General features: G+C 65.8%; 11 protein-coding genes and 1 riboswitch. Of the genes, 5 read left to right on the top strand and 6 right to left on the bottom strand.

Annotated features, from left to right (window positions below):
* Positions 1 to 103 precede the first annotated feature (103 nt).
* From recC to recD, 3 genes are read left to right on the top strand one after another with little or no spacing between them, the layout of a single operon-like run.
* Positions 104 to 3520 carry an exodeoxyribonuclease V subunit gamma gene (gene recC, locus PTE31013_RS05055; protein ID WP_150611748.1) on the top strand — a complete coding sequence of 1139 codons (3417 nt, stop codon included), beginning with the start codon at positions 104 to 106 and terminating at the stop codon, positions 3518 to 3520.
* Positions 3517 to 7368, top strand: a complete 3852-nt coding sequence (recB, locus tag PTE31013_RS05050) for an exodeoxyribonuclease V subunit beta (RefSeq protein WP_150611747.1) — start codon at positions 3517 to 3519, stop codon at positions 7366 to 7368. Before recC ends, recB begins: the two co-directional genes overlap by 4 nt.
* Entirely contained in the window at positions 7365 to 9482 is a 2118-nt protein-coding gene (gene recD / locus PTE31013_RS05045; RefSeq protein WP_174978435.1) for an exodeoxyribonuclease V subunit alpha, read from the top strand. Before recB ends, recD begins: the two co-directional genes overlap by 4 nt.
* Here recD and paeA read toward each other — a convergent pair.
* Positions 9457 to 10812: a polyamine export protein PaeA gene (paeA, locus tag PTE31013_RS05040; protein ID WP_150611746.1), complete on the bottom strand. Its 1356-nt coding sequence runs from the start codon at positions 10810 to 10812 to the stop codon at positions 9457 to 9459. The two genes, recD and paeA, sit on opposite strands and share 26 nt — an antisense overlap.
* 475 nt (positions 10813 to 11287) lie before the next feature.
* Between paeA and PTE31013_RS05035 the strand changes: the two genes are divergently transcribed.
* Complete coding sequence (locus PTE31013_RS05035; protein ID WP_150611745.1) at positions 11288 to 12388, top strand: hypothetical protein; 1101 nt, start codon at positions 11288 to 11290, stop codon at positions 12386 to 12388.
* A gap of 135 nt (positions 12389 to 12523) precedes the next feature.
* On the opposite strand, the gene thiC is transcribed toward PTE31013_RS05035, so the two are convergent.
* Both thiC and pdxR read right to left on the bottom strand, forming a co-directional pair.
* Positions 12524 to 14440: a phosphomethylpyrimidine synthase ThiC gene (thiC, locus tag PTE31013_RS05030; protein ID WP_150611744.1), complete on the bottom strand. Its 1917-nt coding sequence runs from the start codon at positions 14438 to 14440 to the stop codon at positions 12524 to 12526.
* 73 nt (positions 14441 to 14513) lie between these two features.
* A riboswitch (TPP riboswitch) is annotated at positions 14514 to 14612 on the bottom strand.
* A 127-nt stretch (positions 14613 to 14739) separates the two neighbouring features.
* Entirely contained in the window at positions 14740 to 16302 is a 1563-nt protein-coding gene (gene pdxR, locus PTE31013_RS05025; RefSeq protein WP_150611743.1) for a MocR-like pyridoxine biosynthesis transcription factor PdxR, read from the bottom strand.
* Positions 16303 to 16530: 228 nt separating this feature from the next.
* On the opposite strand from pdxR, the gene PTE31013_RS05020 reads away from it, so the two are divergent.
* A complete protein-coding gene (locus tag PTE31013_RS05020) occupies positions 16531 to 16986 on the top strand; it encodes a carboxymuconolactone decarboxylase family protein (RefSeq protein ID WP_150611742.1) in 456 nt (151 codons plus the stop codon).
* 37 nt (positions 16987 to 17023) lie between these two features.
* Here PTE31013_RS05020 and PTE31013_RS05015 read toward each other — a convergent pair whose 3' ends face one another.
* The 3 genes from PTE31013_RS05015 to PTE31013_RS05005 all read right to left on the bottom strand — a co-directional run bounded on the left by PTE31013_RS05015 (position 17024) and on the right by PTE31013_RS05005 (position 20278).
* A complete protein-coding gene (locus PTE31013_RS05015; RefSeq protein WP_150611741.1) occupies positions 17024 to 18709 on the bottom strand; it encodes a hypothetical protein in 1686 nt (561 codons plus the stop codon).
* A 435-nt stretch (positions 18710 to 19144) separates the two neighbouring features.
* Positions 19145 to 19777 carry an NAD(P)H:quinone oxidoreductase gene (gene wrbA / locus PTE31013_RS05010; RefSeq protein ID WP_150611740.1) on the bottom strand — a complete coding sequence of 211 codons (633 nt, stop codon included), beginning with the start codon at positions 19775 to 19777 and terminating at the stop codon, positions 19145 to 19147.
* 207 nt (positions 19778 to 19984) lie between these two features.
* Positions 19985 to 20278, bottom strand: coding sequence for a hypothetical protein (locus PTE31013_RS05005; RefSeq protein ID WP_150611739.1), 294 nt, complete (start codon positions 20276 to 20278; stop codon positions 19985 to 19987).
* Positions 20279 to 20343 lie beyond the last annotated feature (65 nt).

The raw sequence follows: 20343 nt of genomic DNA, 5'->3' as shown, positions 1-20343 counted from the left end.
GGCCGTCACTCATGACGGGGCAGGTTTTCGGATCTGCCCGATCGGTTTTGTCGGGAGGCTTTTGTTATGCTTGCGATCAGACTCGCTCAGCCGCCACGCCCGCATGCTCCACCTATTCTTTTCCAACCGGTTCACCACGCTCGAAGCCGCCCTGTTGCGCGATCTCGCACAGGCGCCCGGCAGCGCGGGGAAATCGGGCAATCCGTTCGAGACGGAAACCGTCGTCGTGCCAAGTGTGGCGGTGCGGCGCCGGCTCGAACTGGACTATGCGGACGTCTTCGGCGTGTGTGCGAACGTTCGTCTGACGTACCTCGCCCAATGGCTGTGGGACATGGCGGGTCAATTGCTCTCGGTGCCCGAGAGTTCGCCGTTTGCGCCGGACCGGCTAGTCTGGCCGCTGTACCAGTGTCTCGGCCAGCCGTGGGTCGCTGCCTCGCCGCGACTGGCGGGCTATCTGGCCGGCGCGGACGATGTCATGCGCTTCGAGCTGGCCGACCGTCTGGCGCATCTCTACGACCAATACCTGACGTACCGGCCGAACTGGCTCGAGCGGTGGCAATCGGGCGAAACGATCACACCGGGGGCGGCCACGGGCTGGGGCGACATGCAGCGTGCCGACGAAGCGTGGCAGAGCGCCTTGTGGCAGCAGGTGCTGGCGCATCTCGAGATTCGCGAGCGTCACCCGACGCTGCGGGCCATCGACCGGATCGAGGCACTGACGCCGGAGACCGTGCCGGCCGGATGGCCGTCGCGCGTGTCGGTGTTCGCGCTGTCGTCGATGCCGCCGCTCTCAATGGCGCTGCTCAAGGCGATGTCCCGTCTGATCGACGTGCGCCTGTATGTCCTCAATCCGTGCGAGAGCTACTGGTTCGACATCGTGCCGCCGTCGCGGCTGTCTTATCTGGCGCGGCGCGACGGGGTAGCGCACCGGGAAGTGGGCCATCCGTTGCTGGCCGAGTGGGGGCGCCAGACGCAATCACATATCGACGCGCTGTATGCCGACCTCGCGCCGCAGGCGGTGGAGGACCGGGCGCTGTTCCAGCCCAATCCCGCACCGACGCTGCTCGCTGCCCTGCAGAACGGCATTCTCACGCTGGACGACGGCCGCCACGGCGCGCCCGATGGTGTGAGTGCCGACGGTTCGGTGCAGGTGCATGTATGTCATAGCCTGGCGCGCCAGATCGAAGTGCTGCATGACCAGTTGTTGGCGTGCTTCGACGAGATTCCCGATTTGCGTCCCGACGATGTGCTCGTGACCGTGCCGGATCTCGGGCGCGCGGCCCCGCTCATCGACGCCGTGTTCGGCACCGCAACGCCACGCATTCCCTATCTGGTGACTGGGCTGCCGCCGACGCGGACCAATCCCGTCGCGCGTGCGTTCGCCTCGATTCTGGCCTTGGCGCAGCAGCGGGTGGCGGCGTCGAGCCTGGTGGAGCTGGCACGCACGGAGGCCATTGCGCAACGCTACGATCTCGGCGGCAACGTGCTCGACGCCATTCAGGACTGGTTGCATGCCGCCGGCGCGCGACGTGGCTGGCGTGGTGACGCCCTGCTGCGGCTCGACACGCCGCAGGCGTCTGCGCCATGCACGGCAGAAGCCTCACCGACGTTGGAGCGACACACGTTGGGCGATGCGATGATGCGGCTGTTTCTCGGCTACGCCTTGCCTGACGATGCGCTGCCGGTCGACGATTGGCTCCCTGTCGGGGGAATCGAGGGCGGGCGTGCCGAATGGCTCGGGCAATTGGCACGGCTCATCGACGATCTCGACGCCAATGCCGTGACACTGCAAACGGCGCGCACCGGGCTTGCATGGCGCGACCAGTTGCTGGCGATGCTGGAGCAATTCTTCTCCGACGAGCCGCGTTTTGCCGACGATGTTGCCGAGGTGCGCATGGCCATCGAGCAGGTCGGCTCGGCGATGGCCGATGGTGCGCCCGACGTGCAGCTGCCCGTCGACGTGGTGGCGCGCGTGTTGGCCAATGCGCTCGATGACCCGACCCGCGGTGGTGTGCCGTCGGGGCGCGTGACGTTTGCGGCGATCCCCAGCCTGCGCCTGCTGCCTTACCGTGTCGTGTGCATGATCGGCATGGACGACGGCGTTTTGCCCGGGCGCGTACGCGCCGACGAGTTCGACCTCATGCGCGCGTTGCCGCAGCGCGGTGATCGCCAGCGGCGCGACGACGAGCGCAATCTCTTCCTCGATCTGATGTTGAGCGCGCAGGCCCGTTTCCTGATGACCTACACGGGGCGAAGCGTGCGTGACAATGCCCCGTTGCCGCCATCGACGGTCGTGGACGAATTGCTCGACTTCGCAGGGCAGTTGCTCGCGCCGGTGTCGCAGGGGTACAGCCTCGACGACCAGCGCGAAGCCCGCGAGCGTCTTGCCGTGTCGCATCCGCTCCAGCCGTTTTCTCCGGCATATTACGACGGACACGATGCGTCGCTCTACAGCTACGACGCGGCCAATGGCGAGGCGGCGCAGCAGTTGGCGGACCAATTGGCGTCTCCCGCACCAAGCGCCCCCGCCGTGCCATTCGTGCGCGAACCGTTGCCCGCCGTGGTCCAAACCCATTTGACGTTGGATGACCTGTTGCGTTTCTGGCGCCACCCTGGCCGAGCCTGGGCGCGTGACCGGCTGGGACTCTCGCTCGGTGACTGGGTCACGGAGGTCGACGACGAAGAGCCGTTCGTGCTCGATTGGGCCGGACGCGACGCGCTCGCGGCGCGACTGCTGCCGCGCCTGTTACGCCACGATGGGCGCGACGAACACGCGAATGCCGACGCGATCGAGCGTATTGCCAAGGTCAGTCACGAGTTGCCGGGCGGGGCGACGGGTGCCGTCTGGCGGCGCAGAGAACTGGGTGGTCTGCGTGCGCTGGCATCGCAGGTACGGGAGGCGCAAGCAGAGGGCACGCAGGAGCTACAGGTGACGCTGCCGTTGGCGCCGGCGTTGCCGCCGTCATGGCTTGCGTCGACGGACACCGCGTGGCATGGCGATGCCACATTGCGTGCGGACTGCCTGTTGCAGGGGCGTTTGGCCCCGGTATCGCGTTACGGGCTGGTGATGTATCGGTACGGAAGCCTGCGTCCGAGCGATCTGCTCGCGGCGTGGTTGGCCCATTTGGCGCTTTGTGCGCATCTGCAGCAGCCTGAGCACGCCGGGCTGGACGTGGCGGCCAGAACGCTCTGGTACGGCGAAGACGAGACGTTCGCGTTGCGGCCGGTGGAAGATGCGGCGGCGCTGTTGGGGCAATGGGTAGCGCTGTACCGCCTCGGCCAGACGCGGCCGTTGCCTTTTTTCGCCCGAAGTGCCTGGAAGTTGGCGAGTACCGGCAAGCCGGGCGAGGCGCAAAACGCGTGGCTCGGGTCGGCGTTCGCACGTGGCGACGTGGACGATCCGTACACGCGACTGATCTGGCGCGGCGTGGAGGACCCATTGGCGTCGCCGTTCGATCTGCTCGCCGATCTGTTGTTCGGCCCGGTGGTCAAACACCTCGACATGGCGGAGGGCGCATGACGCAACTCATCGACCTCGATGTCTTCGGTTGCAACCTCGACGGCATTTGCCTGATCGAAGCGTCGGCCGGTACTGGCAAGACCTGGAACATCTGCGCGCTTTACGTGCGCTTGCTGCTCGAAAAGCAATTGACGGTCGAGCAGATTCTTGTCGTCACCTTTACCAATGCCGCCACGGCGGAGTTGCGCGAACGGATTCGCGGACGGCTGGCCGGACTGGTCGCCGCGATGGCGCCGGTATTCGGGGAGGACGACGACGCAGCAGAGACCGACGAGGGTGACGAGGGCGACGACATCCCCGATTTCGATCCCGAGGCGAGCGACGATCCCTTGTTCAACGTGATGATCGCGGGGTTGATCGAGCGCGGTGACATGACGTCGAAGGCCATTCGCGCCTGTCTGCAAGCTGCATTGCGCGGATTCGATCAGGCCTCGATTCACACCATTCACGGCTTTTGCCAACGTGCCCTCGCCGAGGTGCCGTTTGCCGCCGGATTGCCGTTCGCCTACGAACTCGTACCGGACGACAACGGTGTGCGCCACGATCTGGCCGTCGAATTCTGGCGCCGCGTGGTCGAACCGCTGGCCGCGCAGGACGATGGATTCGCGGCGTGGCTGGTCGATGCCAAACGCTCGCCGGGCACGCTCACGGAGCAACTGGCGCGCCGGCTGAAGAAGCCGATGTCGGAATTACGCTGGCCGCCGGCGGTGTCGGCAGACACGCAAACGTCGGCGGACCCTGCATGGCTTGCGAGCTACGCAGCGGCGTGTGAGTGCTGGGACGCCGAAGCCTCGGTGATCGCTGACCTGATGCGCGGTGCATTGCCGTCGTACAAGAAAAACATTTATAACCAGGCATCGCTCGCGCAGGCGGTATCGGCCTGGCAACGCTACCTGGGCGCGCACGATGCCGGGGCGCTGCTGAGCCCGAAGGCGGAACTGCTCACGACGACGCGCCTTGCCAAGGACATCAAAAAGGGTGAGACGCCTCCCGACCACCGCTTCTTCGGCATGGCCGATGGGCTGGTGCAAGCACGTGCCGACGCACACGAGCGCTACGCGATGCAATGGCTGCGGATGTTGCGCGAGTGGCTCATCCAGGCGCCCGACCAATTGGCGCTTCGCAAGCGCGAGTTGCGCGTGGTGTCGTTCGACGACCTGCTTGGCAATATTGCACGGGCACTGACCCAGCACCCCGATCTCGCGGCAGCCCTGCGCGAGCGATATCCGTGCGCGCTGATCGACGAGTTCCAGGATACCGACCCGCTGCAATTCGACATTTTCAGCGCGGTGTACGGACAGCGGGCAGTCGCTTCGCACAACGCCGGCCGCGGGCCGATGTTCATGGTGGGCGATCCGAAGCAGGCGATCTACAGTTTCCGCGCTGCGGATCTGCATACGTATCTGGCGGCGCGCGAGAACGCCGACGCAGCTTACACGCTGGCCGTGAATCAACGCTCGACCCCCGCCATCATCGAGGCGGGCAATCGTCTGTTCGGTGCCAATGATCGGGCGTTCGTGCTTGAAGGACTCGACTATCCGCCGGTGCGCGCGGGGGCGCGGCAGCGTGCATCGTTCACGGATGTGCGTGATGTGGCCGATCTCACCGTCTGGTGGCTGCCGGACGACGACGAGCCGCTGTCGAAAGACGAAGCGCAGCAGGCGTGCGCGCGCGCGACGGCGGCCGAAGTGGCGCGCTTGCTGGCCGGCGCGTCGCGCGGCGACGTTCTCGTGGGCGAACGCGCGTTGGCTCCCGGCGACATTGCCGTGATCGTGCAAACGCACCGGCAAGGTGCGCTGATGAAGGCGATGCTTGCGCAGCATGCCGTGGGCAGTGTGGAGCTGACGCAGGACTCAGTGTTTGCGAGCGAGGAGGCGCAAACGCTGCTGCGGGTGCTGAGTGCGGTGGCATCGCCCGGCGACGTGCGGGCGCTGCGCGCCGCGTTGGCGACCGAGCTGTTCGGACTCGACGCTACGGCGCTGTATCGCATGCAGACCAGCGAGGCTTCCGACGCGGAAGCCATCGCGTGGATCGAGCGTCTGCAACGCTATCGCCAGTTATGGATCGACCGTGGCTTCTCGGCGATGTGGCGCACGTTGATGCGCGAGTTGGGGCTCGCGGCACGTCTGGTCGCGCAGCCCGGTGGCGAGCGGCGTCTGACGAACTTCATGCATCTGGCGGAGCTGGCGCAGGCCCGTTGGGCCGAGCAGCCGGGCATGCCCGCGCTGCTGCGCTGGCTCGCGTCGCAGCGCAGTGCGGGCGGCGGCGAGGAAGCGCAATTGCGTCTCGAGTCCGATCAGAACCTGGTGCAGATCGTGACGGTGCACAAGTCAAAGGGCCTTGAGTACGGCGTGGTGTTCTGCCCGTTTCTCTGGGACGGCGCGGTGCGCGATGGCGGGAGCCTCGAAGGGCTCGAATATCACGATGGTCCGACGGCCGTCATCGACTTCACCGATGCGACGGGCAAGGGTTCACCGGCCGCCGCCGCGCTACGGCAGGAGCAATCGGCGGAGCAGGCGCGACTGTTGTACGTTGCGCTGACGCGTGCGGTCTACCGTTGCTACCTGGCGGCAGGCATTTATGCCTCGCGACGCAGCGTCAAGGAAGCGTGCGGCGGCATGCTCAACTGGCTTGCGGCCGGACAGGGCACGACATTCGACGCGTGGGTGTCTTCGACGCTCGATACCGACGAACGCGTGGCCGCAATCCGGTCGGCATGGACGACGCTGGCCGGGGGGCCGATCGCCGTCGTGCCGTTGCCGATGGGTGAGACGTTGGACGCCGGCACGCGTGTCGTCCACGATGCGGCGCCGCAGCTCAGCCCACGCGCGAGCGCTCGCGCCTTGCGCGAAGTCTGGCGAATCGGTAGCTTCTCGGGGCTGCTGGCGGGAATGCACACCGGTCCGCAACTGGGCGGTGGTCAACTCAGTGCGCCGGAGCGCACGCGTCCCGATTACGATGCGCAGGCCAATGCCGGGCCGACCTTCGCGTTGCCGCCCGAGGGGGACGACGCCTGGCCACCCGCCGACGACATTCTTCGTTTCCCGCGCGGGCCGGCCGCCGGCGAGAGCCTGCACCGTGTGTTCGAACTCGCCGATTTTCAAACGCGCGCGCAATGGCAGCATGCCGTATCGCGCGCCCTGCGCGAACGACCACCGGGGCGTGGCGCCGAGCACAACGAGACGTGGCGAGCCATGATGACTAACATGCTGGCCGATACCGTCGCCACGCCACTGCGCCCCGGTCTGCAACTGGCCGATGTGGCGCTGGCCGAACGGCTCACCGAAATGGAATTCACGTATCCCGCCGATGCCGTGTCGCTTGAGGCATTGCGCGGCGTGTTGCGCCAGTTCGGTTACCCCGATTTGCCGCTCGATGCCACGGTGCTGCGTGGATACCTCAAGGGCTTCATCGATCTGGTGTTCCGGCACGGCGGCCAGTGGTGGATCCTCGACTGGAAGTCGAACTACCTCGGGACTGCGCCGGAAAACTATGGCGCGGACGGTCTGCGCGAAGCGATGGCCGAGCATGGCTATCATCTCCAATATCTGCTCTATACGCTGGCATTGCATCGCTACTTGAAACGCCGCTTGGCCGACTACGAATACGACCGCGATATGGGGGGCAGTCTCTATCTGTTTATCCGGGGCGTCCGGCCCGACTGGGCGAGTGCGCATCTGTCCGGTGACGAGGTCCCCGGTGTGTTCTTCGACAAGCCATCGCGCGAGATGGTCGATGCACTCGACCGGCTGTTCGCCGCGGGCGAAAACGCCGCGCTGGCACACGCCCTGTCGCTCGACGTGCCGGACAACGGCGCGAGGGCCAGTGCCGACGAGGCGGGCGCATGAGCGATATGCGACATCGGGCAGAGGCGTCCGGCGCCTCGCTGGCCGACAGCGGCGTGGTGCGATTGGCGCAGGGCTTCGCGCGCCGAATGACATGGCTTGCGCGTGGACACGGGGCGGACGAACTCACGTGCCGCTACGTCTGGCGCGCTGCCCTCGCGGTAAGTCTCGCCACGGCCGAAGGTCACGTCTGTGTGCCGCTCGATAACCTGCTCGACGGGCAAGCCAGCGGCGAACTGTTTCCCGGCGATGCGCCCGCCTTGTCCGCGTGGCGTGAGGCGCTTTTTGCCAGCGGCTTGTGTGCCCCCGCCAGTCTGGCGGCGGCACTCACCGGCAACGCGAACGCCGACGCCTACCCGCTGCTGCTCGACGACCGCGACCGTCTCTATCTGGCACGCTATTACAGCTATGAAGCGCGGTTGGCGGCAGCACTCGGGCGCAAGTTGTCGCCGACCACGCGCACACCGGTCACCACTGAGGATCGCGCACGTTTGCGCCGGTACTTTGGCGAGGGCGTGCTGGTGTCGCCGGACGGGCAGCGTGAACCGAATTGGCAGATGGCAGCCGCAGCGCTGGCGCTTCAACGCCCGCTGGTTGTCCTCAGCGGCGGGCCGGGCACGGGCAAGACGACCACCGTAGTGGGCTTGCTGGCCTGTCTGCTGGAGCGGGATGAGAACCTGCGCGTGGCACTCGCCGCGCCCACGGGGAAGGCGGCGCAACGCATGCAGGAGGCATTGACGGCGCGTCAGGATCTCCCGGAGACGGTTCGCCGGGCGTTGCCCGAGGCGGCCGTGACATTGCATCGGCTGCTGGGTGTGTTGCCTGAATCGGCCGAGCAAGTGGGGCGGCGCTTTCGCCATCACGCCGGCAATCCGCTGCCCTACGATCTGATCGTCGTGGATGAGGCGTCGATGATCGATCTGTCGATGGCGACACAATTGCTTGAAGCGGTACCCGAAGGCGCGCGCCTGATCCTGTTGGGCGACAAGGATCAACTGGCGGCGGTCGAGGCGGGGGCCGTCTTCGGAGAGTTGAGTGCACAACGCATGTTCTCGCCGGACATGCGCATGCGACTGTTGTCCGCGCTGGAATGGCCTGTCGACGCACCGCCGCGCTCGGGGCCTCTGGCCGTCGTCGAGACCGGGGTGACGCGGGCCGCGGGGGGGAGCGTGCGCGTGTCGCGAGGTCTGGAAGACACCGTCATCTGGTTGGAGCGGACGTATCGCTTCGGGGAAAACTCGGCGATCGGCCGTCTCGCTGCGGCCATCAAGGCGGGCAAGGTCATCGAGGCGCGCAAGGCGTGCACCGTCCCGGACGACGGGGCGCTCGCCAGCATCGGATCGGCGAACGCGCCCGCCGCGACCGTCGAGGACCAAGTGATCTTCAGTGAGGACGGCGGCGTGCAGTTGTCTGCCGCGAATCTGAACGCGCTGGCGGACGGGTATTCGGCGTACCTTGCGGCGCTGGCCGAAGCGGTGACGACGATCGGGCAGCTTGGCGATCCGGCGGCGGCCACGGCCGCCGACGTGGCGATGGTCGCACAGCCGGTGTTCGCGGCGTTCGGCCAGTTCCGCGTGTTGTGTGCGACACGCGGCGGTCGGCGCGGCGTCGAGCTTCTTGGGACGCAACTGACGGCCCTGCTCGCGCGTCGCGCCGGGATGGCGCTCGGCGCCGGAGGGGGCGCGTGGTTTGCGGGGCGTCCGGTGTTGGTGACGCAGAATGAGTATGCGCTGAACCTGTTCAACGGCGACATCGGGATTGCGTTGCCGCTCGGACCGTCGGGCACGCTGCGTGTGGCTTTCGCCACGCCAGACGGCGGGTATCGTCTTTATTCCCCGGCCAGTCTGCCGGCGCACGAAACCGCGTTCGCCATGACGATCCACAAGTCGCAGGGCTCGGAATTCGAGCGGGTGGCGATGGTGTTGCCCGAGCAGTCGAGTCGGGTGTTGTCGAGGGAATTGATTTATACGGGGGTGACGCGAGCACGCCGTCAGGTATGGCTCTACGCGCCGTGGCAGGTGATAGCGTCGGCCATCGCGCGCCCCACGCAGCGCGATGGTGGATTAACCGACCGGTTGACCGAGGTGCTGGCTACGATGCCTGCTTCGGTGCCTTAGTTGCCTGCGATGCCGCGATAGCGGCCTCGGCCACCGGACCCAGCCGCGTGACAAGCAATTGGTCGATCTTGTAGTTGTCGATATCGACCACTTCGAACTTGTAGCCCGCGGCCTCGGTGGCCTCCGATTTCTTCGGAATGCGCTTGAGCTGATAGATCATGAACCCCGCGATGGTCTCGAATTCGCCTTCACCGGGCAGCGTGTCGATATCGAGCGCTTTCTTCACGTCTTCGACCGACGTGACACCGTCGACGAGCCACGAGTGCTCGTCGCGCTGCACGATCTGATCTTCGTCGGCGGGGTGAATCACATCGCCCATGAGTGCGCCCACGATGTCGTTGAGCGTCACCACACCGACCACCAGACCGTATTCATTGATGATGACGGCAAAGCCTTCGCGGGTTTCCTTGAAGCGTGCCAGCGCTTCGGACAGATTCAGCGTGTCGGGAATCACCAGCAGCTTCTTTGCGTAAAGGCGGTCCAGATTGCGAATCACGCTCGACAGGTCTTCGCTGGCGATGCGCTGGAGCAAATCCTTCGAGTCAACGTAACCGAGCACGTTGTCGATGTCGTCCCGGCACACGAGGTACTTCGAATGCGGGCTTTGCGTGATCTTCTCGCGAATGCTGCGCTCGTCCTCGGCGATGGTGAAGAACACCACGTCGTCGCGAAACGTCATGACCGAGCCGACGGTGCGCGATTCCAGTTCGAAGACGTTCTCGATCAGATGGAGCTCCTGCTTGCGCACCACCCCTGCCTGCGCACCGGCACCGACCATCGCCGCGATGTCTTCGGACGTGATGTTTTCGATGGCATGCGTCGGTAGCTTGAGCAGACGCAGGAACAGGTTCGCCACGCCGTTGAAGAGGTAGACGAGGGGCCGCAGCACCTTCAGGCACAGCAACATCGGATCGATGATGCCCATGGCAACGCGCTCGGGGTTGACCATCGCGAGACGCTTGGGGATCAGGTCGGCAAACTGGATGAAGGCGATCGTGATGAACAGGAACGAGCCGATGGCCGACAGGCGCAAGGCCAGTGCCTGATCGGTGAGCGGCGAGAGCCATGCGAACAGATAGCCGGTCAGGAAACTCTCGCCAAGCACGCCACCGAGCACGGCGACCGCGTTCACGCCGATCTGCACAACCGTGAAGAAATTGCCCGGTTGTTCCTTGAGGGCGAGTACCTTGATCGCCTGCGGATCCCCCTTTTCCATGAGCACATGCAGCTTGGTGCGCTTGGCGGCGGTCAACGAGATTTCGGCGGCGGAAAAGAAGGCGCTCGCCAGAACCAGCAGGAAGATACTGAAAAGAAAGCCGTAACCACTCATGTTGTCATCCCTGTAAATGCGAAGGCGGGTACACAGCCGCGACGCTGTCCGGACGAATTCGCACGGGAAAAGGGTCCGGTTGGCAGGGAGACATTTCAAAACAAGCCCGGTGGGCCATCATTTTGAGATGCCTTCAGGCGGGCGCACGGAAGGCGCGTACCCGGTGCGGTGTCGCCGACGGGCCAAAGGTGCCGTCGACGCCATGTTGGCGGGGCGCGTCAGCCGCGTCGGCTGTGCCGCTGTCCAATAGCATGCCATAAGTTCGGGGCACCTCGACACCGGCGCCCCGACGATTGGGCGTGCGCCGGGCGACACCGCCGTCTACTTTCGGACGGTGGCTTGCACGAGCTGCGAGACGCCGGGTACAGAACCGACAATCGACTTGCGACGGCTCGGGCATCGTGATCCTCGCATCGACACCTTGTCGAGGCCGTGGCGACGGGCCACGTTTCTCCTTCCTGAGGATCTCACCATCATGAATGGCATCCAGGCATTCCACTATTCGCCCGGTATGGGCAACGTTGCGGCACTGGCACCCATCGCGTTGGCGCCGGGCGCGGGACCCGCCAATGCTGCCGGCATTTCGCTGGTGCGCGTCGCCAACGCTCGCGCCGATAGCGTGGCGCACCCATGGACGTCGCGCGACGTCCATGCCGTGCCGGTGTCTCGTGGCATGGACAAGGCATTCGGCAGCGACTTTTTGGGCGTGTCAACGGAAACCGAGGCGTCTGGCGAAGTCGCCACAGGCCAGTTCATCCCCGAAGGCGACGGCACGGGCCGCGTCGAACTCACCGCATACGCGCTTGCCGGTCCGACGTCGGGTGCAACGCGTGGCGCGCAACCCGTCCTGAGCGCGTCGGCCATGCAGACGCTTCATGTGTGTGCCAGCGCGCAGAACGTCCATACACGTGGCGTATCGCCGGACGGTCGCAATCATCCCGTCTTCATGCCCAACGGGCGAAGCGAACGGGCACAGATCTGCCGCGACATTGTGAACGGCTCGCTGCTCGGCACGGCCGGCCGCAACGGTACGGTGGCGTTCGATACCGGCCGCGACGACGTGACGACGATCGTCGCGGATACCGCGCGCCGATGGACGGGCAAATCGGCACTGGCGGGGAAAAAGGAGTGGTCGAAGGCGTGCGAGGAACTGGAGTCGCCCGCGACGTTCATCGCGAAGGTGAACGAGCGTCTGCACCAGGGGTCTCGCGTCCTGCCGTCGCGCGAGAGCACCGAATGGATGCTTCGCGTGGGATTCGCCGACGGCTTGCCGATGCATCAGGCCATGGTGCGCGCCGATCTGCCGCCGTCCGTCGGGCTGGGCACGGACGAGTGGATCAAACTCGCCCTCGGCGTCGAGCAAGTCGGTGAGCGTCACTGGGAGCTTCGTCACTCAGAGGTGATGGACGCGGCGGCGCTGCCCGCGACGAACACGAAGGCCTTTACGGCCTTGGCAACGTCGATGTCGTCGCGCCCGCCGCACATCGCAACGCAGCGCTTGCGCAACCAGCTTGCGATGCGCGGTGTGCCGACGATCCCGGCCAGCACCACGATCGACCCGTCAGCGAAGGGCTAAGCGCGCCCCGGGCTTGGCCGGACAGGCGTGATCCATGAAAAAACGCGCCCGGGGTGACCCGGGCGCGTTGGCTACCGTTGGTGACGACGCACGGCGGGGCAGCGTGAAACCTTCGCCGCCGCCGCGTGCGCACCGTCAGGTGCGACGATAGATTTCGGCACCGCTCTTGACGAACTCAACGGCCTTGACTTCCATGCCCTGCTTGAGGGCCGCTTCGTCGGTAAGGCCTTGCTTGGCCGCGTAATCGCGTACGTCCTGCGTGATCTTCATCGAGCAGAAGTGCGGCCCGCACATCGAGCAGAAGTGGGCAACCTTGGCCGAGTCCTTCGGCAGGGTCTCGTCGTGGAACTCACGCGCCTTGTCCGGATCGAGGCCCAGATTGAACTGGTCTTCCCAACGGAATTCGAAACGCGCCTTCGACAACGCGTTGTCGCGAATCTGCGCGCCGGGGTGGCCCTTGGCGAGATCGGCGGCGTGCGCGGCGAGCTTGTACGTGATGATGCCCTCCTTCACGTCGTCCTTGTTCGGCAAGCCGAGGTGTTCCTTCGGCGTGACGTAGCACAGCATGGCGGTGCCGTACCAGCCGATGGTCGCCGCGCCGATACCCGACGTGATGTGGTCGTAGCCGGGGGCGATGTCCGTCGTCAGCGGTCCGAGCGTGTAGAAAGGGGCTTCATCGCAGTACTCGAGCTGGAGATCCATGTTCTCCTTGATGAGCTGCATCGGCACGTGGCCCGGGCCTTCGATCATCACTTGCACATCGTGCTTCCAGGCGATCTGCGTGAGTTCGCCCAGCGTCTTCAGCTCGGAGAGTTGCGCTTCGTCGTTGGCGTCGTAGATCGAGCCCGGACGCAGGCCGTCGCCCAGCGAGAACGCCACGTCATAGGCCTTCATGATTTCGCAAATCTCTTCGAAGTGCGTGTACAGGAAGCTTTCCTTGTGATGTGCGAGGCACCACTTGGCCATGATCGAGCCGCCGCGGCTCACGATGCCGGTCATGCGGTTGGCGGTCATCGGCACGTACGCGAGGCGCACACCGGCGTGAATCGTGAAGTAGTCGACGCCTTGCTCGGCCTGCTCGATGAGCGTGTCGCGGAACATTTCCCAGGTCAGGTCTTCGGCCTTGCCGTTCACCTTCTCGAGCGCCTGATAGATCGGCACCGTGCCGATGGGCACCGGGCTGTTGCGCAGGATCCATTCACGCGTCTCGTGAATGTGCTTGCCGGTCGACAGGTCCATTACCGTGTCGCCGCCCCAGCGGATCGCCCACGTCATCTTGTCCACTTCCTCGCCGATCGACGAGGTCACGGCCGAATTGCCGATGTTCGCGTTGATCTTCACAAGGAAGTTGCGGCCGATGATCATCGGCTCCGATTCCGGGTGGTTGATGTTGTTCGGGATGATGGCGCGCCCGCGTGCAATTTCGCTGCGCACGAACTCCGGCGTGATCTCGGCGGGGAGGCTCGCGCCGAAATGCTGACCCGGATGCTGGCGCGAGAGCAGCTTGGCCAGACGCTCGCCTTGCGGGCCGGCGTTGCGCACGCTCTCGATGTACTCCTGACGGCGCAGGTTTTCGCGAATGGCGATGTATTCCATCTCGGGCGTGATGATGCCCTGGCGCGCGTAGTGCATCTGCGTCACATTCTTGCCGGCCTTGGCGCGGCGCGGCGTGCGATGCAGGCCCGGGAAGCGCAGTTCGGCCGTGGCGTCGTCGGCGGCGCGCTCGCGGCCGTAGGCGGACGTCATGCCCGGCAGCGCTTCGGTGTCGCCGCGCTCTTCGATCCATGCCGCACGCAAGGCGGGCAGGCCGGAGCGAATGTCGATCTTGGTGTCGGGATCGGTGTACGGACCTGAAGTGTCGTACACGAAGATCGGCGGGTTCTTCTCACCGCCAAAGCTCGTCGGCGTGTCGGCTTGCGAGATTTCGCGCATCGGCACACGGAGGTCGGGGCGCGAGCCGCTGACGTAGATCTTGCGGGAATTCGGCAGCGGTGCGATCGCGGCTTCGTCCACGCGCGCATTGGCTGAGAGGAACTTCGGATTGGCGTTCATGCAATGTCTCCTGGCGGGGCACGTGTTGACGCCGACAATTTCGGCGAAAAGCGGCTCAGGAGCATGAACGGGGGCGAGGAACTTCTACGCTCCCTGCGCTGGCATTATCCAGATCAGGTTCTAAGGGTATTTCTCACCCACAACTCACGTTGCAGGACCCCTGCGCTAGCTTTGCGGCAACGATACACCGACATGCCCAGCAAACACAAGCACGATGCGTCCCGAAAAACGTGAACGACCGATGGTGCGCTGCCGCATGCAAGGGGTGGAGACTCGTGACCTCGCGTCCGGCGGTGATCTCAACTGACCGGGCGTGCGCTGGGGGCGTCGTCGAACGTGCGGGCCAACCGTTGCGCGACGTCGCCGGCGAGCGTTTCCGGCACGTTGGTAAAGCTCATCACCAGCGCTGGCGGCAGTGTGCGGGCGAGACTGAAGCTCGATAGCGCAGCCGGCGCAAGCCCGTGACGCAAGGCGGCGCGGCAGACGGTACGGTCGTCGCGGTGCGCCTCGAGCCAGCCGAGCAGATGCATGCCGCCCGCCTGATGCGCGAGTTCGATGCGTCCCGGGAGGTGCTGCCGCAGCGCGTCGGCAAGGGCGGCTCGACGCGCCGCGTAAAGCTGGCGCATGCGCTTGATGTGGCGGCTGAAATGCCCCTGGGTAATGAAATCCGTGACGGTCGCCTGTTCTATCCACCCTTGCGCCGGGCAGGTGAGCGACGCATGGGCGATGAAGGCGTCGACCAGCGAGGGCGGCACGACGACGTAGCCGAGTCGCAAGCCGGGAAACAGCACCTTGCTGAACGACCCGGCGTAGAGCACGCGCTCGCCACCGTCCAGGCTCTTGAGCGCGGGCAGCGGGGCACCCGTGTAACGGAATTCGCTGTCGTAGTCGTCTTCAACGATCCACGCCTCGTTGGCCTGCGCCCAGGCCAGCAGCGCGAGACGGCGCGCAAGCGGGAGCGTCACGGACAGGGGCGATTGGTGAGAGGGCGTGACGATGGCAAGGCGCGCGTTGGGCGCCGCGCGTTCGCCCGCCGCGATGTCGAGGCCGTCCTGGTCGACGGGGACGGGCACCAGCTTCGCGTGCGCCATCCGCAACCCGTCGTGCGCGCGGAAATAGCCTGGATCCTCGCACCACACGGCATCGCCCGGACCCAGGATCACACGCGCGATCAGCGCGAGCGCGCCTTGATAGCCTGCCGTGACGACGATCTGCCCCGGGTCGCAACGAATGCCTCGGGAGATCGCGAGATAGCCGGCGATGGCTTCGCGCAGCGGCGCCCAGCCGGCGGCGTTATGGTAATGCAGGCCCTCGGGGGACAGATGCCGGGCACGGCGTGCCGATAGGCGCGCCCACAATTTGCGCGGGAATTCGTCGAGGGCGGGCAGGCCGTTTTGCAGCGGGAACGGCATGCCGACGGCGTTCAGCGGCATCGCGTCCGGGTTGTCGGCGAGATCGCTCCCAAGGGCGCCCGGCGCGTCGACGCGTGCTTCGACGACCCCGGCGGGGCGATGCGTCCCGGCCCAGGCCGTTCCCGTCCCCGACGGCATCGCTTTCGCGGCCGCCTCGAGCCGTGTGGCGTCCAACTGGGGATTGACGCGGCTGCCGGCGGCGCCGCGTCCGATCACGAAGCCTTCCGCGACTAGGCGCTCGTAGGCGGCTTCGACGGTGCCGCGCGCAACGCCCAGTTCGCTCGCGAGCGAGCGCGTCGACGGCAACCGGGTCGACGGCGCGAGCTTGCCCGAGAGAATGCCTTCGCGAATGCGTTCGTAAAGGGCCCGGTACGTCGGCACACCGGGGGTTTGCGCGGCAGCGGCCAGATGCAGCACCGTCAGCGCGGGAGGGCTGGATTTGTCGGTCATGGCGCAACGCCGGGGATGGCGTGGGGAGTGTCTGGCGTCGAGCACTCTGGGCACCGCACACGCGGATGGCCGGCTTGGCTCACTTTGGCCTAATGATTCTATTCGGTTTTGGCTCTTCTGGTTGAGACAAGGGGCGCGTATCTTCGAACACGTGAACGCGGCGCATGCATGACAACGGCATACGCCCGCTTTGTGAAGCCCATCCTCAACGGAACGGAGAATCGACTCATGCTACGACTGAATTACATCAAGGCGGCCCCGCGCCCATTCGAACATATGAACGCGCTAAGCCAATACTTTCACGATTGTGGCCTGCCGGACGGTCTGGTCGAACTGGTGTGGTTGCGAGCCTCGCAACTCAATGGCTGCGCGTACTGCATTGACATGCACGTGACCGACGCCCTGAAGGTGGGCATCGAGGCGCGCCGGTTGCATCTGCTTGACGCCTGGCGCGAGACCGAGTTGTACTCGCCGGCTGAGCGTGCCGCACTGGCATGGACGGAAGCCGTGACCAACGTGCAGGACGGCCACGTGCCGGATCCGGTGTTCGCCGACCTGCGCGCGCATTACGACGACAAGCAGATCGCCGACCTGACGTTCGCCGTCGCTACGATCAATGCGTGGAATCGCATGGCGATCGCGTTTCGCGCACCGCTTCCGAAGACCCCGCACGGCGTGCGCTGAGCGCCGGCCCGACGCGATGCGCGTTCTGACGGGGCCGTTAGCGCGCCAGACGCACTTCGCGCTGAAAGTCGCGCGGCATCCACCGTAGCGCGTCGCGGAAAAAGCGGCGGTCCGGCGGAGGCAACATCGGCAGCACGCGGCCCAGCGACTGGGCGGCGTGCAACGCCTGCGGCGAGTCGCCGTCCTGGTGCAGCGCGAACCACAACATCTCGAACCACAGGTTGGCGAGCTGCAGCGGCTCGAAGCAGACGCGCCCCTCTTCGTGGTCGGCGAGCGTCGTCGCCACCACATCCGTCCAGCGCAGGAATCCCTTCGCCCGCGAGAACGGCGCGCCGAACGGCTGCACGGCGTCGAGAAAGGCGCCGACGGTGAGCGGTGTGCTCGCGCGCAGCGATGCCAGATCGGGGTCGCGCCGCGCCGGCACGGCACCGCGCGCAATGCGCAGCAGGAAGACGGTATTCCAGACCGAATTGCCGCCAACGCCAAACCGGTCGCAAATCCACTCCGACAGCCCGATCCAGCGCAGCGCCTGCCGCTGGACGTCGGCCGCGGCAAGTCGTCGACCGGGATCGATGAGCGCGCCCTGCCAAAACAGCCACAACGACAGCCCGATATTGGCCGCGACGTGTTGCGCGAGTTCGAGGGAGTCGGCTTCGAACGCGGCTTGCAGGGCGTCGGAAAAGGCGGCCAGGGCGTTGGCCGCCGACTGTTCGCGCGCGGGCATCGGGCCGCTGCGCGTGGCGTGCGACTTGTGCAGCAGCGCCTGCAGGTTGCGACTCTCGAAGCGAATGCGCGGGTTGTAGACGAGACAGGGGGCGAGCGTGGTGTCGTCGGCGATGCGTTGCAGATGGGCGAATGCGCCGGCTTCGTCGCGCGATGCGTACGCTTGCCAGGCCTGTACGATCCAGTGCATTGCGCGTAACGTGGGCGAGCCCGGCAGGTTCGCGCCAAAGGTCGCGGCGAGCGACGCAAGGGTTCGATTCGTGCGCGTCGCGTCCCCCATGCGACGCCAGGCGATCGTCTCGGCAAGCAGGGCGATGCCGCGTTGCACGTCGTCGACGGCACACACTTGCGCCGCATGAAACGATGGAATGGCCCCGGTGCGCTGCTGGCGGCGTACCTCACCATGCGACGGCGCTTGGGGCGGCGCGAAGAACACGCCATCCTGCATATCGCGCTTGCCCAGGGTCAGGTGATGCCAGAACGCGATGTCCTGCATGACATAGTCGAGTGCGGGCGATGGCGTATGCGGGGGCGCGTCTCGTGCAAGCCCGAGAAACGAGGCGAGGGCGCGTCGCGGGTCGGCGGGCGTCGTGTCGCCGATCGTCACGACAATGCGCGACATCTCGTCTCGGTCGAGCCAGAATGGTCCTTTGCCCCGGCCGCGCGTCGGCAGTAGCCGCGCATCGGCCTGGACGTTGTCGCCCCAGCCGACGGCGACGCCCCAGCGCGCGAAGTCCGAGAAAGCGCGGCTGATCAGCATACGCAGATCGCCTCCCGTCTCGGATTGACTGAATCGAATCTTCAACGAGGCGAGCGAGACGGGCGACGTTTCGTAATGCGCCGCGTAGTAGACCCGCATCAACAACCACAGGCTCTGATATCGAGCCGGTTGACCGTCGATATGGTGCGGGGCGTCGAGGCGAACGACGAGCGTCGGCGCACCCGTGGTGGTGGCCGGTGTGGCGGGCGGGGGGATGTGTGGAAGACGGGGATCGGGCATGGCGTCGAGGGGAATCGAGTCGCACCGCTCATCGGACGACGCCCGCGGACGCGGCGAAATCTACGGATGCGATCTACGGATGCGGTGCGCCGATGATACGGCGGTTACGTCGGTTACGGTAGCGTTGCTTCGTGCGTGCCGACACGCAGACGATGTCGCAAACGATCGCGTAAGCGAGCGCTTGATCAGCGATTTCGACAACGTGCTTGCAATTCCAGCCGCAGCCAAAAACATTAGTATCACTAAATTTGACAGGCGGGCAGGTCGACGTTCCGGCGCATCTTGCCGGTGGCAAACCGTCGTGCTTGGTCCACAGCCGCACATCGTGGGTGGGGGCCGAAGGATCTGTCGCTGGCACGATGACGCCAGGGCACCGTCGCGAGCATCGCGCGGCGCGTACGCCAGGCGGCGGCGCACCGGCGCGATCAAAGCGCGTTACAAGGCGCGTCCGTGCTTGAGGGCAGCGGCGATTTCCGCCACATGACGGCCTTGCGTCCTGGCAATCTTCAACTCGTTCTCGCTGGGTTTGCGCGAGCCATCGGCGGCGGCGAGCGTGGTCGCCCCGTACGGCGTGCCGCCGGTAATTTCGCCCATGTTGGTCAGACCCGGCTCGGTGTACGGCACGCCGACAATGACCATGCCGTGGTGGAGCAGCGTGGTGTGAAAGCTGGTGATCGTGGTCTCCTGACCGCCGTGCTGCGTTCCCGTGCTGGCGAACACACTGCCGACTTTGCCGACGAGCGTGCCGTTGGCCCATAGGCCGCCCGTCTGATCGAGGAAGTTGCGCATCTGTGCGGTCATGTTGCCGAAGCGCGTCGGGGTGCCGAAAAGGATCGCGTCGTAGTCGGCAAGCTGGTCGACACGAGCGACAGGCACGTTTGCGAACGCGGCGCGTGCTGCTTTCGCGCCACTCTTCTCAAGAATTTCGTCGGGGACCAGCTCAGGGACTTGCATGACGGTGACGTCGGTGCCGGCGACGCTGCGTGCGCCCTCGGCGACGGCTTCGGCCATCGTATAGATGTGCCCGAACATGCTGTAGAACACCACCAAGATCTTGGCGTTGGCCATGTGAATCTCCTTAGGGGGCGAGAGAGGCTGGCGTCAGCGGCGGTTCGCCGCGCGAGGCGAGCCGTTCCATCATAGTCGACGCTAAGGACGAAACACCGAATTCCTTGGTGCCAAGCGCCCGACGGAACAATTCGCCGCAGCGCGGGCGCTCGCACGCCGGCGAAGCATCAACGGGCGGCCGATTGGAGCCTCGTGTCCCCGGAGCGATTAACGCAAGCGCGAGCCGATGAGGCAACCGAGCGCGAGTGCCGCGATCAGCACCGTGACGCTCGCTGACGCTCCGCCTGCCAGCGCGAGCCCGGTGGCAGCCATGCCATGCGCCATGACGGCGGCCGGGACGAGCAACATCGTGCTCACGACACACCAGCGCATGACATACCGCCACATGAAGCGGCTGACGATGTGCATGCGTGCGTCGAGTTGATGCCGCTGCCAGAACGACAGATCGGTCGCCGCGTGGAAGAGCCACAGCGGACTGAAGTATTTGATGAACAAGTCCATGACGCCGTACCGGAAACACAATGCCCGCAGGGCGCGGGCACGTCGTCGAGGCACGATGGCAGGGC

It is taken from the genome of Pandoraea terrigena (genome assembly GCF_902459705.1).
GTDB classification, from domain to species: domain Bacteria; phylum Pseudomonadota; class Gammaproteobacteria; order Burkholderiales; family Burkholderiaceae; genus Pandoraea; species Pandoraea terrigena.
Note: the sequence above shows the minus strand (reverse complement) of the source record. Positions and strands in the feature narration are given on the sequence as shown.